The sequence below is a fragment of the Nocardia sp. NPDC001965 genome (assembly GCF_053594175.1).
Genome location: NZ_JBSFDZ010000008.1, coordinates 208,888 through 226,698 on the forward strand (window position 1 = coordinate 208,888; position 17,811 = coordinate 226,698).

Below are 17,811 nucleotides of genomic sequence, written 5' to 3' on the forward strand. Positions count from 1 at the left end.
CTACGCCTCGGGATCTGCCGCGGAATCGGGTCGCAGGAGCGAAGCGGCCTCGTCCGTCACGTACAGCGGAGGCTCGGTAGCGGCGGCGTCCGTCACGTACAGCGGACGCTCGGAGGCGAGGTCCTGGACTATCTGCAGGATTCGCTTGATGAATCCCAGGGCCTTCGCGACGGTGAAGCCGTCTTTGCCCCAGAGAACTTCGGCCCTCGGCAGCGCACTCGACAGATAGTACGCAGTCACCTGTGCCCGAGCGGGGTCGAGAACGCGAATCTCCGTCTGTTGGCCGAGGCGCACGAGATCGTTGAAGACCCGGAGAGCGTCGAGCAGAGTGACGTACGGCCGGAGTGCGGCAGGGACACTGCGGTCTTCGGCGGCATTGCTGAAATCACGGTGGAAAAGTATTGCCGATTCGAAATCGGGCGGACCGTACAAGGCGAGGCCGAAATCGAGCAGTACCGCGGCATCTTCGCCGAGGCCGAGAATATTCGCGCTGGTGATATCGGCGTGCAACAGCCGGAAAGGCTGAGACCGCACCTGGGCGGCGAATGTGGAGAGCTCCGCAGACAACGAATCCGGAAGTCCGAGCTGGCGCAACAGTGGACCGATCAGCGCGTCGCGCCGAGCCACCTGATACTGGGTCTCCAGGTGATCGACCAGCATCATGAAGAAGCCCGCCGAATCCCCGGATGCCGGATAGCCCTCGGGCAACGGCAAGAGTTCCTGGGGAACAGGTATTTCCTTGAAGACCGGTGCCAGGTCCGCGAGCAGAGATCTGACTTCCGGAAGATTCAGTCTGCTCACCGGCTGCCCGTCGATCCGACGGTGTATCTCGAACACCGCATTGCCGGCCTCGTCGGTCTCCACGTACAGGATCTGCGGCAGCCGGGCGATCAGGTGGGGAAGCTCCAGCCGGACGGCCGTCCGCACCATGGCTTCGACGGTGCGGTACTCGTGCGGCCACAATTGATAGTCGGCGACCAGCGAATTCCCGGCGTATTCCGCCTCGCCTCTCCGCTCGCGCACCGCGTAATCGCCGATCAGGTGAACACGATTGTTGTTCCCGTAGTGCTGCTCGCCGTGCGTCACGGCGAGCCTGCGCAATACCGCCGCGGCTTCCGATGACATCTCGATACCTTCCGACGTCCCCCGCACCCGATATTCCGCGGCCGGCCGCAACCCGGCCAGGTCCGGATGAGACCGCAACTGCGCATCGTCGGCGATCCGGAATTCGTCCTCCTCCACCGGATCCTGCGGGTCCGCGACGAACAACGGTTCATCGTCGACCAGCCTGTCGCGTGCTCCGGGTGCCACCACCCACGCCGACTCATCGCTGTCGTCCCCGGAATCCGGCGCCCCGCGCAACCCCTCGGCGACCCCGGTCTTCGGGTCGGACCACGGCGTACCCGCTGTGTCCCGACCGCGGTCGGCCGACGATTCGGTCCCGGCACCCCACGATTCGGGATCCGGGTCGTCCGGGTGATGACGGAAGGCGAGCTCCGGCCCGACATGGCCGGGTTCGCGGGTGAACGCCCGCCCGCGGACGCGGCGCACAGGCAGGTCCGCCGCCTGACGGATATCGAAACCGGTCTGCGCCGGCGACTGCCCGGGTGGCGGATCGACCCTGCCGCCACCCGCGCGGCGGGGCCGCTCCGGATCGATGGGCACGCTGGCGAAACGCCGCCAGCGGGCCGGCGAATCGCCGCGCGGCGTAGCCGGGACTGTTTCGTTGCCGCGGCCGACGGTGATCAGCCCGAAGTTGAGCAAGGACACCGCCGGGATGCGGGCGGTGGGATCGGCGTAGGCGTTGTAGCCCTGGTGCACGGCCTTGAGGCTTTTGATTCCATGGAATTCGGGGAGATCCGGCGGCATCACCTTGACACGGCGCCCACCCCATGCCGCGACCGCCGGGTCGGGGCCCAGACCACGATTGAACAGCCGTCCCGCCTTACCCGGATGTTCGGCGCCGAGCCAGGTGATCAGGTCGCGATAGGCCGCCATGACATACACGTTCTCCTCGCCGATGCCGAACTGTCCGGCATGGGTGATCGGGCCCGCACCCGGTGATCCCGACAGGATGATCTGATCTATCTCGTTCGCCAGGGCCCCGCCTCGCCCGGCGTAGCAGACTGTGGTCGATCCGAAACTGTGGCCGGTGAGCGTGTGCAACTCCGGTACCGGAACCCCGCCGGGGAGCGCGGCCTGCGCCTCCCGAGTCGCGTTGTAGGCAACCAGATCCCGGGTCACCACATACCCGCCGACCTCGGCCAGCAGCGGATTCCCGATCTCGGAAGCCGTGGTCGGATGCCGGTAACCGATATCGTTGATTGCGGCCATGGGGACCCCGGGATTCAGTCGCATCGCCGTCTCGAGCTGAGCCAGAACGAATGTCGAACGGTTGTGGACCGCGCGCAGGCGGGCGCCGACACCGCCGATGTGACGGGTGACCATCTGCGCGGCGTCGGCGTCACCGTGCGATATCGCGATCCTGCCGTTGCCCCCGTAGGCACCCGGGTCGAAGACGATCAGCTGAACGGTCTCCACACCGACCGCCCGGGATTCGCGTTCGATTCGAGCCAGCTGGTTACGCGTCTCCAGCAGATTGCGCAGCCGGATCCGTTCTTCGGTGGTCAGTTCGTGACTGCGCCAGCCCTGTGGCGGTTTGCGACGCAGGAACCGTTCCAGCTCACGGGTGACATAGAGACGATTGGCCCGGTCGCGCACCCGATAGGGGATACCGTCGGAGTTCCCCGTCAAATGCGGAAACATCCGGAGAAAGCCCTGCTGTTCGGCCGGAGTCAGCGCATGCCACCAGCCCGCGTTGGCTACCGCGCGCGCCCGGGCCCCGGTCACGACAGCGCCGGGATCGACGCGGGACATCAGCGATTCCGGACGGGCGCGGGGTCCGAAGTGGTCGCGCAGTTTCGCCACAGCGCGGCGAGCACCGGCGGTCTCCGCGGCGGTGAGCGGCGGATCCGCCGGCAGGGACGAGTTCGGAGCCGCCGGTTCCGGTTCGACGGCGAGTTCGGCTGGGCCGACGGTGGGCTGCGGCGTCGATGTTCCCGGACGGTCACGGCTTTCCGCTGTCGTCTCCCGCACGGTGGGCCGGCCGGATTCGGTCGTCCCCGGGTTCGGCATGCGGTCCCGAGTCCCGGGGAGCTCCTCGGAAACTTCCTGTTCGGCGACCGGCTCGTCCGGGGCGGGCTCGTCCGGATCCGTGGGCGGCCCGCTGATCTCCCCGTCCCGCGGCGGCGCCCACTCGGTGTTCCACGCAGTATCGCGATGGACATCCTCGAGCCCGCCGGCTTCATCGGTGGTGAAATAGGCGACGTGGGCGCGCTGGACTCGAGTCCAGGGCTGTTCCCAATCGTCTACCGACCGCACCCGCGGAATGAGATCCTCCTCCGGATCGGTTTCCGTATCCGCCCGGCCGATATTCGTATCGTGGATGAAGGCCGTACCCGCGATATTCGTGATCACGTAGGTGTGCATACGCTCGCCGTCGTCCACGAGCACGACAGCGGAATCGAGCGCGTTGGCCGGATCTGCCACGGCGTCGGCGACGAACCGGAGCGGGTCGGCGCCCGCCGTGGACCGGACAAGGGGCACCGGTTGGAGTTTTGCGCCGATGGCGGTCTGCAACGCGCGCCAGTTCTTGGCCCCGGCGGCGGGAGCGGCCGCCCGGTCGTTGCCCAGGGCCCAGAGGAACCGTGCGGCGCTCGCCACGCAGTCGTTCAGCTGCCGGGTCCGTGCGCGGCCGCGGCTCCACGGGGTCCGCGCGGGCGGCGGCACGGCCACCGGCCCCGGTGTCGCCACAGCGCCCGGTTCGGCGATTTCGCCCTCGACGAAGTCGATCGCGGCGAGCATCTTCCGCCGTTCGAAACCGACTGGTTGGGGCCCGCCGGGGATCGGATAGACGCGGTTCGAAATACGGTTCGCGGTGTCCCGCACCGTCTCTACGATCCGCCTGACCGGACCACCGGCCACACTATCGGCTCCGTCCAGGAACTGTTGCCCCGAGTTACCGGGCAGGAGGTCGGCCATACCGCGGAGGATGTCCTCGGCCGTACCGATCAGCAGATTCGGTGCCTGCTGTGCCACGACGCTCGCCAGGTACCGATCGACGACCTTCATCATGTATTCCTGGGCCGCTCTACTGCCGATTTCCGACCAGATATAGGCGGCGAGATACCGCGCCCGCAGATATGTTTCGCTGTCGGGTTCGTGCGCCCGGCAGCCCGGGAAATGCAGTGCCGACCACAGATCGTCCTTCTGATGGTTGACCCAGAATTCGTACTCTTCGGCAGTGAGTACGGCTTTCATCCGCTCGTGGTCCTCGGGCAGGAGCGGGCGGCCGGAGAAGTACTGCATCGTGCCGGTCGCGATCGCCAGCAGCTGCGGCAGCTCGTCGAGGGAGGTATCGCGCGCGAATCGCGAGACCCGGGTCGTCTTGTCCTCGATTTTCCGGCTACTCGGTTCCAGCGGGTTGCCCTTCCGCATGGTCCGGAATTTCCAGAGGTCGATCGTCTCACCGTCGCTCGTGATCTTCGTCTGCTTGACGAACAGCTGCCCCCAGCCCATTTTGCGGATGTTCAGCAGCTGATCGACCGACAGTCCGGCCGCGACGATCAACGCGAGCGTCATGTAGACGGGAAAGCGCTCGACGATCCGGTGGAGTTCGACGAAATCCTTCTCGGTGAGTTCGATGTCACCCAGTTCGTCGAATTTTCCGTCCTGCAGCGCAGTGAGCCATTTCCCCCGGTTACCGATCCAGTCGGCACCGAAGGTGTCCCCGGGTTCGGGCATGGGCAGATCGGCGATGTACTCATAGCCGGGTAGCGCGGCCAGCTCCCGTTTGGCGGCCTCCACTCTCGCGAAGGTTTCCGGCCCGAGCGCGGCGAGCCCCGGTCGGGGGCCCGTCGGCTCCCCCGCGTCGGCGGTGGGTGCTTCCGGAGCTGCGGGCTCGTCACTGGAGGGCATCGATCGTTGACCGGATACCGGCGACGCGGCGTCCGGATCGAAGGCGACCGGCTGCTCGCCGCGGCGACGTCTGCGTTCTGTTTCCGCCCGCGCCGATTTCACCTGGTGCGCATGCAGGATCTGCTCGGCCCGATGTGGACGCAGGCCGTGCAATACCGCCGAACGGGCCTCGGCGAACGCTTCGCCGAAATTGGGTGTGCCGTCCGCCTTGAAGCTGTATCCGGAGAGCACCTCCCGCAGCCAGGCGACCAGCCCGCCGGAATCCTCGGGGCGATTGCTTCCGGCGAACAGCTCCTCCAGCTGCGGCAGCACCTTTCGCCATTCCTCGGCCTGGTACCGCCGCAGCACGTCGGTATCCAGCCGTGCGGCGGGATCGGGTACGAGCGCTCGGGCCGCGTACCACTGGGCGACATGGGTCAATTCGTGTGCGAAGAGGGCCCGCCAGGCCGAACCGCGAAACGGTGGGTGGAAATCCTCGTCGACGGAGATCTTGTTCGATATCTCGAGGTACTCCCGGTTGATCGCCCATCTCTCGTTCAGGACGAGCACCACACCATCGGGTGCGGGGGTCACCAACGCATAGGACGGAGACGAGTCCGGCGCCACCCGGAACTCCACCAGATCGGTACCGCCCACCTCTTCGTAGTGACGCAGCGTTTCGTCGACGAGCTCCAGCACTGTCTCGAGATCGACCTCGGCCATCAGGAGATCCTGGTAGCGAAGTGAACGCCCCAGGCGCACTTCGAGCTGCTGCAGCGCCGCCAGTTTCGCGCGGTGATCGGCCAGCTCCTGATCGGTCTCCGGAGCGCGCAGGGCGCGGTCCCTGCTGAAGTCCGTTTTTTCGGCGAGCGTCACCAGGAGTTCGTAGAGAACGCGTGCTCCTTCGGATATCGAAGCACCCGCATCGGTGGGAAGACCGGCCATATCGCGATACACACCAGCGAAGGAGGATACGAGCGCGGGGCCGGGCAGGAACGTGTCACCGTAGAAGCAGGACGCCGGGAACTGCCCGCGAAGCCACGCCGTGAACTGCGCGCTCTCCGGGTCGCCGTGCGTATCGCGGTAGTGCTCACGCAACACCTGCGGTGCGTGGAGCTCGGCACGCCAGCGTCCGGCGACCACCAACGCCTTCCCGATTCCCGCGACGACAGCCGCACGTACTTCGTCATCGGTGACGCTGCGCCCGGCAGGGATCGTCAACCTCAGCCGCGTCGAGCCGATCTCGTATCCGTCGCATTGCGCGTCGGCAACGCAAGAAACGGTGTCGTCGTCCAGTGCCGGCTCACCAGTGCGACGTGTAACCGTGATCCCGGCCACCGAAACCGGGAACCGCTCCAACAGATCGTGCGCCGTTCCGATCACGGCTCGGGCAGCCGAGTCGTCGAGTTGGCCGAAGCCTTCGACATCGGTCGAGTGCCGCCGGTGCAAGTGGGTGGGGGTCGACGCCGACAGACCATCGGCGAGATCCTGATACGAGTCGACGGCTTCGGCGAGTTCACCGAACGCCGGATCACCGGACAGCCGCGCCAGCCGTCGCATGTCCGGCCGCTGCCCCGGAGCGGAACGGTTGGCGAAGCCGTCTTCCGGGGTATCCAGGGCATCGGCCACCTTATCGGCGAAATTTCCATGGAGCCGCCCTGCTTTGAACTGCCGCTTCCACGGGTCGGAGACAGTGGTTTCCAGTGCCTGCCGATCCGTCAAGAAGCGGCCGAGCAGTCGGGGCAGCAGCCGCGGCGCGCGCCCCGCCGCCGCCCGGGCCCATCCGTCGTCGTCCAGGTAGTCGAACTCCTGGCGCAGCAACTGCAGGGCTTCTTGCAGGTGTTCGCGTTGCACACCCTCGACCCCGATGCCCAGCAGAGCAGCCAGCTCCGCCCCCGCCCGATCGAGTTCCTGCTGAGAACCGGTGCGCTCACCCCACGGCTGCGTCCGCACACGACGCTGCAGTGCACCCAGCCGGCCGACCGGTCCGCGCCGCACCTGCTCCTCGAGCACGAATTCCTCGTGCGCCACCCCCTGCGCGTCGAACCCGGCCACATGGACGTCCGCGGAACCGGTCCAGCCGGAAACGACCCAGTCGTAGATCGCCTGGCCCCGGAGGAGTCCACCCGCCGCATTGTCGAAGACGACCAATTCCCCGCTCCGCACTTCGGCCTCGCCACGTAGCGCCACCGGCAACGCGTTCAATATCGCCGCGAATTCCGCGGTCACGGCGGTCACAGCGAAGCAGTGGCCGAGACCGCTGCCCGGCGGATCCACTGCACCCACCAGAGTTCCGCCGGAGTGGTGCACCTGTGCCACCATCGCGGCGAGACCGGCGGCACCGGCGCCGATCGGCTGCTCGGCCCATCCGGTGCGCAACCCGGCGACGAGGTCGAGTTTGTGGATACCGGCCATCGCGATCAGCGGATCGTCCACCGCCACCGGGTTCATGGCCGCCGCCGCGGCGCCACCGACGGCATCCCGGACGAACCATTGCACCAGCGGACCACAGTTGAAGAGGCCGCTGTGCCCGGTGTGGGTGTCGATATCCACCCAGGCCGCGGTCGCCCGATCGCCGATCCACTCGGGGAGAGCTTCGACCGCCGGATCGGCGGATTCCCGTTGCGGCGCATTGTGTTCGACGGTGGGCGGATCGGAGTCCGCGGCGCGCTCGGGACCGGCCGAAACGGGAGAATCTGCAGTGCCGTAAGTGGATCCGGACGCGACCGCACCGTCCGAACGCCGCGGTGCGCTGGAGCGAGCAGCAGGTTCCTCGTCGAAGTAGAGGGCGAGACTTCCGGCGTCACCCGAGACGGTGACATCGAGGGCACGCGATCCACGGGTACCGGAGAGCTCCGCGGTGAACGTACCGTCGGCGCCGATCAGCCGCGCGGCGTCGGGCCGGTTCATCCCGGCGAACCGCTCGACGATCTGCGCGAATACCCGATCGGTCTGCTGATCGGGCCATCCGGTCAGCATCCGGGGGACCAGTGTCTGGGCGAACAGGACACGGTCGGGCCGATTACGCTGCAGGGACAGCTGGACCGTGGTGGTGTCCGGCGCCATCCGGATATCGAGCAATCTGCTGCCGTCCACGTCGCGGACCTGGATCCGATGCTCGGCCCCCAGCGGTTCGACCGGCCAGAGGCACGCACCCGGGCGTTCCAGCGCCGCGCCGAGCACCGCCGTCACGGCCGCCCTGGATTCGTCGCCGAGGCCGGGCACTTGGGAGAGAGCTTCACCGATCCGAGCGGCGGGATCCACCGGATGCCCGGCGTCTGGATGGGCCCGGGCATCGAGATCTGCTGCCTGTGTGCGGAGCTCGGCCAGCGATTCGACAGCGCGGACGATCGGATCCACCGCCATGACCCGCGCGCACATCTCGGCCGTCCGGTCGGCGAAGAGGAACCGTCGCGGATCGTCGGGCGACAACGGCGCGGACTGCTGTTGCTGCGCCTGCCCCAGCAGATTGTGCACCTGATCCGGGGTCAGCCGTTCTCGTTCGATACCCAGGAACCGGGCCAGTCCGTCCCACGCCGCGTCCCGCTCGCCGGACAATTGTTTCACCAGCGGCGATCCCGGCGCCAAATGCGCGGGATCGATGGAGCGTTCGAAGGCGAGCATCTCGAGGACGGGCCCCTGGGAGGAGGCTCGCTCGTAGGTGTCGATCGCGGCTGCGAGCATATCGATGCGGCTGGCCCACCTGTGGTACTCCTCGAGCGCGGAGACCTGAACGCGGGCACGCGGTTCAGTGGACCGGCGGAGTAGTTCCAGCGCACCGGACGCCGGGGTGAGTGCCGCCAGCTCTTCGTCCGACAATTCGGACAGCCGCGCACGCGCGCGCTCCCGGAGTTCCTCGGCCCGCCCTTTCTCCGCGACCAGTTCCCGCAGCCGAACCCCGAAGTCGAACGCGATATCCGGCCCGGCCTCCGCCGCTTCTTCTTCCGGCCCTGAACCGGCGCGCCGGTAGCCGTTCGCGTCGGCCCAGGCCCACCGGTAGAACTCGGCGTAGGTGGGTGCGGACAGACGAGGCCCGATGCGGTCGAGCAGCGGCCGCAACGCGGCGACACCCGCTTGCCGGGCGAGAGCCTTCTCCGCCTCGGAAGGCGAGCCGACCCCGCCGAGAACATGACGGTATGCCGCAGTGTAGACACTTTCGAACGGCCCCGGCGGCTCGGTGTCGTGACCGAGTTCTCGCAGTTGCCGCAGGGTCTCGGCACGCTCGGCCTGCGCCTGTACCTCCTCCGCGAGCCGTGACTCCACGTACTGCGACCCGCCCGATTCCAGCAGCTCTCGCACGGCACTGTCGCCCGGTGATCGACGCGCTTCCAGAACATGGAACGCGGACGCGGTCAGGGCGGCGGCGAGTTCGGCGTCGGAGTTTCCGGCATCGAGTACCTGAACGTTCTTCGCCGGGTAGTAGCGGTCGTCGGCATTCGCCTCCAGCAGCAGCACGACCTCGTTGTCACTGAGGATCCGATCGGCCCGGCGCCCGTTCGTCGTCTCCCGCATCAATCGCCGGGCCCGCCGGATCCGCTGATCGCCGGCCCGTTCGGCCAGGTTCAGCCAAGGAACTTCGGGCAGGACCGGCTCCGGACCGGCTTCCGGTTCGCCGACCCGATGGACCCGCACCACCCCGTCCCAGTCGCTGGCAGCGGACCAGAATTCGCAGTCCAGATCGACCAGGTCCCCGAGTTCGGGATGAGCGGCGATCGCGTCGTCACGTCGTCGCAGGTGATCGCCTTCACCGGCGATGACGACCATCCGTGGCCAATTGCCGCCGATCACCGCCACATGGTCGGTCAGCGGCAGTCCGGGCTCGTACTGCAGCATGGTGGACAGGACGTCACGCGCAGCGGTTGCGTCGGCCATGGCCTGTGCGGCGGCCGTATCGCGAGCCACGATCGCACGCCAGGCGACCAGATCGCGGAACAGGAGGTCGGCATGGTTGCGCCTGCGCTGGTCGGCGGGTGATTCCGGAGCGGACGGGCGGATCCTGCGACGCTCGGTTTCCCTGTCGATCGCGCGATCGAGAACCGCGAGGTCACGTTCCGCGGCAGTCCGGACCAGAGCCGACCGCCGGATCTCGCGCCCCTTTTCGGGTGTGCTGGGCGTATACCGAGATGCGAGTCCTTCCTCGGCTTGCGCGGCGAGCCAGATCCGGCGGGCATCCTTCACGTACTCGCCGGGTTCGCCGAGGTATGCGGCCGTGGAACGACCGCCTTCGAGTTGCTCGGGCGCCTCGAGGTACTCCTGCATCTTTTCCGGGGAGGCGATCATGATCGCCAACCTGTCGCGCGCTTGTCGCGCGTACTTCCCGGACATACCATCGGCGACGAGTTCGTCCAGCTTCTCCGGTGCCGCGCAGAACTCTGCCAGCTTCGCCGGTGCGTCGAACAGCTTCGTGACCTTCGCGGGAACCGCGAGGTAGACCTCCAGAGCGCGGACCGCGGCCCGGTAGCCGATTGCCCGCTGTTCCCGCTCGGAGAGATCCGGTTCGGCGCGCAGGGCATCCCGGATGGCTTTGTTGCTCGCCTCGGTATAGAGGGTGTGCCGATTGTCCTCTTCGACGGCATAACCGGACGACTCGAGTGCCTCCACGAAAGCCGCTTCCCGCGCGAATGCCCTCGCCTCCCAGCGCAGCTTCGCGTGAACGTACTCCCCGCGCGTCATGGTGAACGGGTCCGGCATGGGCATTTCTTCGGCATCCAGGCCGTGCTCGTTCTCGTGGACCAACGTGACCGCCTGGGTCAGCAGGCTTGCGTTCGTCGTGAGAACACGAGTCACCAATTCGGTCAGCGAATAAGCCCCGGCCTGCCCCGGTGGCATGCTCGCCACATGCCGCACTTGGACACCTTGTGGAAGCATCTGCCGCCACTGGCTCCCGGCCGCATCGAGCACCGACAAGACCTGGTCACCGGCCGTATCGTGCGAGAGACCGACCGCGAAGTCGAGATCGGCGGCGGCTACCGGAGCACCGGGAAGCACGACAGATTCTCCGGCAGCATCGAAGACAACGATCCAGAGACCGCTCGCACCCTCCAGTTCCCACGGCCCGGCCGTGCCGTCGAGCGGGCCGAATATCTCCAGGCCCGGATCTTCTCGGTGAATCCGACCGTCCTGGTACACCACCCGGAACACGTGACCGGCCACACCGTGCTCGTCGGCCTCCTCGGCGCCTACGAACACCAGCGCCGACGCGCCCTCCCGCGCGTCCGCCGGAAGCGCGTTCAGCGCCTCCGCGACACCGGCATACGGTTGTTCCCGGTCCACCGCGAGCCGGCGGACGTGATCCGGGTCGGCACCGGCGATATCCAGAATTCGCGACACCTGCAGACCTCGCGGGCCGACGGCCTCGGGTATCCGGCTCGAGTCCACCCAGGGCAGCCGGCCCAGCACCAGCTGCCCGCAGAGATTGGCGAAATGACCGGCCGCGCGCGCACCGGTCGAATCGGGTGGCGGCGTGTAATCCGCACGGCCGTCGTCGGTCCCGGCCGTCGGGGCGGCAGGATCGGTAATCGACCGCAATCGCCGGCTGCGGGTCTGCCCGCGGAAGCCGAGCCGATCTATCGCGGAGCTGACCTCGGGTGAAGTTGCCGCACCGCTGAACACCCGGTGCACGGTGCTCACACTCACGCCGGCCAGGGCTGCGACATCGGCCGCCGTAACAGGCCGGACGGTGTCGAGAACGGTGTATCTACCGGCGGCCGGACCGGGCAGCAGGTCGGCCACCAGTAGATCCGCCAGCTTCACCACCGCGCGCCGCCGAAGCTGGTTGACCGCGTTCGGGTTCTTGTCCAGCGCGATCGCGATGTCTTCCGGTGCGGCGCGGTCCAGGTACCGCAATTCGAGATATCGCCGCTCGTCGTCGGTCACCGCATCGGTACTCAGTTCGCGAACGAATCGCTCGAACCCGGGGAGGTCGTGGCGTTCGGCTGCCTGGATCCGCTCGATCGCATCGTCGGGAAGGCGCCGGGAGAACCCGGTGAGCGCCTCGGCGAGATGGCGCACCGCCTCTTTGTACAGCTGCGCGAGCCCCGCAGGGGTGCGATCTGTTCCAGCGAGCGCGGCCACCATCTGGTCGCGGGTCTTCTCCTGGATGATCCGCAATTCGATGCACTTGCGCTCGTCGGCCGACAGTTTCCGCAGTGCCCGCCGGAACGCGGGTCGCGCGTCCACCCACTCCGACCTGACCAGTGCCAGCGCCCGTCCCCCGACGGTGGAGACCTCGCCGGTGGTCAGCGCGGTAGCGATCTTCGGGACCAGCCGGTCCTGCAGAGCTCCCGCGGCCGTCTCCGACATTCCCATCCGTTTCGCGATGTCCCGGATGGCAAGCGGGCGATCGACGAGGAATCTCAGTCGGACGAACTCACGATGGCGCGGTGTGAACTTCCGGACAGCGAGTCGTATCGTGTCGGCGGGCGTACTGCGAACCAGATCGAGATCCGAGCCACCGGTAGCAACGGGTTTCGCGGACGCACTGGGCGTTTCCGCCTCGATCGGGGATACCGCGGCCGCCGGCGCTCCGTCCACCGCCTCGCCCGGAGTCTGCAGCTCATCCGGACCGGCGCCTTCCTCGGCGGAGGGTTCGCGCACAGATGCCACCACGACCCCGGCAGCGGTTTCGATCACGATTCCCCGGTGTTCGGCCGACCAGCCGAGTCGCTCGGCCTCGGCCCGGATCCGGCGCACCTCATCGGGGTCCGATGTGCTGTGACCGGACAGTACTCGCCCCGTAGTTGCCTCGCCGACCCCGGCGGCCCGGGCCACATCTCGGCGAGTCACCCGGCGCAGCGTGCCCCGACCGGCGATGTACCGCACAGTTTCCGGATCGAGCAGACCGGAAAGTACGTGGGCGGCGTGATAGAGCTGCGTCTTGACCGTATGGTAGTTCCGGTCGCGGACCTGGGAAATCTCCTCGATGGTGCGACCAGCCAAATAGCTTCCCAGGACGGAGCGCTGCACCGGCGACAGATATTCGAGCCTACTCGAGATCGCGTCGGGATCACCGGACCACACGACCTCGATCAGCAGCAGAGCCACCGCGTCGCTGAGCAGCAGTCCGTTGGACAGGGCCGCCGCCACCGCAGGTGCGAGCCTGCTCTGCAGATTCTCGATGGCGGTGAGCGGGTACCGGAGCCGGTATGCCACCTGCCCGGGTGACTTGTGATCCGCGAACAACGCGACCGCGACCTCTCGGACCCTGGGCGGAAGCAGTTCTGTCACGGCCTCGACGGCCGCACGGTCCGCTGCTCGGATTCGCTGCAGCGCTCGCCCTCGGCCGTGCTGATATCCACCACCGTCCACAGTCCGCACGACGGGGATCGGCGAAGGTCGTCCGATGTCCCGGGTGATCACCACGCCCGGCCGTTCAGCCGACCAACCGACTCGAGCCGCGGCCGTCCGCACGCGTGCCACCGTCGGCCCGGACGCGTTGGACTTCCCGGCCATGATTCGCCCCGCAGTTGTCGGCACCACATCTGACTCCGCGGCGACGTGCGCCAATGTGGCTCGGCTCAGACGGCCCCCGGTCGTGTACTCGACCAGGAGTCCGAGTGGTAGCTGCTCTATCAGCTTCTTCGCGGCCCGGCGCAGTTGGGAGGTCACCGTCGACCACGTCGTGCCGGTGACCCGCATCATCTGCGGTACGGACAGGCCCTCGACGAAATACAGGTCGAAACAGGTCTGCTGGCCAGGAGGCAGATGCCTGCGCAAGGGTGCCAGCGCACCGGGATCCCACCGCTGTACCGCCTCGGCGACGAGTAGTTCCCACTCGCCCGGTTGCACCGCGGCAGCGTGCCGGCGGGCAGCGTCCCGCCCGGCCGTCTCGACCGCTATCGTAGCGAACCAGGCTCCGATATCCTGCCCCGGTTCCAGTCGATGCAATTCGTCTCGTGCACGACGGATGGCCGACTCGAGAATTCGCTCGGCCGAGGACCTGTCCCGAGCACTCGGTAGAACAGCCGAGAACATGCGGTGGGCGTAACGCGCGGACAGCCGATCGAAAGCTTCCTTGTCGCCGGCCCGGGCGGCACGCACCCATCCCGCGCTGGGAGTGTCCGCATATCGTTCGACGAAATCCGCGTCGACCCGAAGCGCAAGGGTTTCGGCTATCTTTCTCAGCGCAGTACGGATTCCTCGCTTCGATTGTCCACTGAGCCCGGCGATTCTTTCCACACTGCGACCCCGAACGAAGTACCACTCGAAATACCTGCTCTGAGTTCCGGATAGTTCGCCCAGATACGGCGCCGGCACGTCCGGGTGTTCCGCCTGGGTCCGCTCGACAAACTGCACAGCCGCAGAACCGCGCAACGAGACACCACCGGCCAGCAACCCGGCCAGATTCCGAGCGATCGTACGCTGCGCGACGTTGATCGATGCCGGGCTTCGCCCCAGCAGCTGTGCCACCTCGGCGACCGTCGATCGCTGCAGGAAGAGCAGATCCGCCAGCCGACGTTCTGTCGGCAGCAGATTCGGGATACATCGGGCCACATCGTCGGGATGCGCCCGCTGCACACTCACCAGCTCCGCGCTCCGCCGTTCGAAGGGCTGCGTCGGCCCGGCATCCCGGACCACCGGAACCGCCGACGCCGTTTCGGCGGCCGACGGAGCCGCCGCGCCGACGACGCGGCCACGGCCGATACCACCCCGCCGCCATCCCAACCGTTCCGCCACGGCACGGATATGTTCCGCGGTTTCCCTGGCGATACCACCGCGGCCGGACAGCACCCGCTTCACGGCATGGACGGTTACTCCGGCTTCCCGCGCGACATCTCGATACGTGACGGGGCGCAGGTCGACAGTCTGCGCGAATCGCTCGCGGGCTTCGCTCGGCAGTCGGTCGGTCACCGACGAGGCGATCTCGACGAGTTGCTCGCGCATCTGCTTTCTGGGCGTCTGGAACTGCGCTGCTACCCGCACCAACGACGCACGTTGCACGAAGTAGAGATCGAATTGTTCGCGCTGCGTTTCGGTCAGGGTCGACAGTATCTCCGGCGTCACCAGCTCCGGTTCACTTTCGACCACTGCCCTGACGTACATCAGCGGCGGGGTCCAGCGTGTTCTGTGCCGACCGGTGGACTCGTTCTGCGCCGGCTCGCCCAAACCGTCGGCTACGACACCGACCGCTGCCCGCAGCGCACGCAATACCCCGGGCTTCCCGATATCCGAGATATCGGCGATCTCATCCGGCCACTGCCCGAGGAACCACCGGATGAACAGCTCCCGCTGGTACTCGCTCAGGGCGTCGACAAGCGCCGCGAACTCATCCAGCCGGGTCCGAAGTGCCGCCGACAGCGTGGGGAGCCGTCTACCGAGACCATCCATCTCCGCCACATACACGCCCCCACCCGCCAATGCCGCGGCGAGTTCCGCCCCGTGGGCTTGCAGCGCGGTGACCAGTCGGTCCGAGTTCGGCTGCACGAGCTCGCCCCGCATCAGCCGATGCGCGTCGTCGATCATCTGTTGCACCGCGGCGACCGACAGCTCGGTCCGGGCAGCCACTTCCTCCGGGGTCGCGCCCTCCAGATCCACCCACCGGACCACTGCGCGGAGCCGATCGGGTAGCCCCTGATAGGCACGTCCCACCTCGGAGGCGAGCCAGTCCGAATCCACGACGGCATCATCGATACCGGTACCGGCCTGCTGCATCCGATCCAGCGTGTCCTGCTCGTCGATGAATACGAGCCGGCCGCCGGTATAGAAGGCCGCGGCGATATGCCGTACGACGCCCCCGAGATAGGGACCGAACGGTCCTGACGGGCGATGGCCGCGCTGTAGGGTTTCCGACAATCTCGAAAAGGTCAGCGAGACGACATCGTCGGCATCCATCTCGTTTCGGGTGTTCCGGAGCGCAACTCGCCGGGCCTGACGGTGATACCGCTGGTAGAGCAGCTCGTAGGCGCTGACGTCGCCCGCCATCGCAGCCGTCACCAAGGCGGCGTCGGTAACCTCCCCACCGTCGGCCCACGCATCCGAGCCGAGCCGGTCGTCGTGCGCATACCAGATCGACCAGTCCGCGCCCCCGCGCCGCGAGCTCCGGGCAGCGCCCCGGGATGTCTCGGAGAAGCCGGTCTCCGGACCGGGAATCGACCCTCGATTCCCACCCGACGGAGGTTGCTGCTCCACCTCCCGGAGTTTTCCGGGGCCGGCCACCCGACGCGCGGTTCCGTACGTGTGCGGTCGACTGTCATCGTCGGTGAACGAACGCACGGACTCCCATTCGAGGGTGTCGTGGACTTCCAGGTATTGCTGATCCGCATCCCACCGAACCCGGGTCCCGGCGGGTATCTGCAAGTACAGCAGTGCATCCCCGGCGAACCGCTCCGCCGGTTGGGTGATGAGCTGCCAGCGCAGACCGTCCGCGACCCCGATCGTGGGAACGCCGGGGCCGCCGGTCGAGGGGTCGGCACCCGTGGGCACGACCGCGGCCACCACGATCGGTTGCGACAGGGTGCGACTCTCACCTTCCGGTGCGGCCAATGCTCTCCCGGCGTAACCGTAGGCGTCCGCCGGATTGCCGAAAGTCATTACTTCGCGGTATTTCTCGGCTCTCGCGACGGCGTGCTTGCCCGCGGCGGACAGGCCGGCGAACGTTTCCGCGGACACCGCGAGCGGACCCGAATCGGCCAGAATCTCGGTCAGTCGCCCGATCTCACCGCCGAGCCACAGGTTGGCCTGGGTATCCACCAGCGCCTCGTGGATGTACAGGAACGTCCGGCACAGATATTCCAGTTGCGCCGGTGCCGGCTCGGCCCGCTGCTGAGCGGAGAGGAGAGCGAGCCGATCCAGCACGGCCCAGGCGTGTGTCGCGGTGAGGCCGGTGGCGGTCACGCCCTGCAGTGGCGCCACCGACTCGGCATCCGCCGAACCGGCCGTGACCATCTCCCCGGCCAGCGACACCAGTGTCTGTGCGGCGTCCTGACGCTGGTCCACGCCGGGCAGCTGCTGGGCCGAACTCAGATCCTCCTGCGTCAAGCCGACGGCGCGGGCCCGGAAATCGGTGAATTCGGTGAGAGCCCGATCCAGCCGCCGCGCGGCGATATCGAGGTCTGCCCGGTCGGCGGCCAATTCCTGGACCGCCTGTTCTCCCGGCACCCCCTGAGCGCCGTCACGTAACGGCGCCGCTGTGCCCGGCGAGAGGTCGTCGGTGCCGGGAGAGACCCGGCCCGACAGGCTCACCGCCGGCGCCGGAGCGGCGGCCCCGAGTCCCTCGTCCGCATGAGCGCCGGTACCACGCGGGATCCTCGGGTCGCGGGCGAAAAAGGCATCCGGCCCGTACCGCGGTCCCGATACGCGGCGCCTGCCGGACGGAAGATCCAGCGCTTCTTGCCGGTTGCGGGGCTCCTCGAATGCATCGACTCGGCCGAAACCCGGGGCGCTGCCGCCACCGCCACCTCGGCGCGGCGGGTTCCACCGGACCGGCGCGGCGGATTCCGGCGCACGACGTGTGTAGACACTCGCCGCATAGCCGAGTTCGGCGATCGCCGCCATCACCCGTTGCGTCACACCCGGTGGTTGGGGCTCGTTGCGCAGCACCCGGCTGGCAGTGGTCACGCTGGTGCCGGCCCGCCGCGCTACATCGGCCAGAGTGACCCGGGGTTTGCCGACGGCACCGTCTCCGGCGCCGTCGGCCAGCTGCTGCCGGGTCTTCTCGCTGATCGGTCGGCCCGAGCGCGCACGGCTCAGCGTGCTCAGATTCACGCCGGTCGCCTCGGACACGTCCACCAGCGTTTTCGCCCGCGGCACACCAGCCGCCCGGTCGACCTTCTTGCCGACCGGATAACCCATCTCCACGGCAATTCGCCGGACGCGCTCGCTGGTCTCCTTCGAAATGTTCGGGATCTCGCGTTCGCT

The 17,811-nt window shown here is 67.7% G+C and carries 1 protein-coding gene (only partly in view); it reads right to left on the reverse strand.

The features are described from left to right. Positions 1–17,811 carry the 3' portion of an amidase family protein gene (locus ACWCPQ_RS15280; RefSeq protein ID WP_449898887.1) on the reverse strand. Its footprint extends 16,254 nt past the window's final position, so only the last 17,811 of its 34,065 coding nucleotides appear in the window; the start codon falls outside the window, past its right edge; the stop codon is at positions 1–3.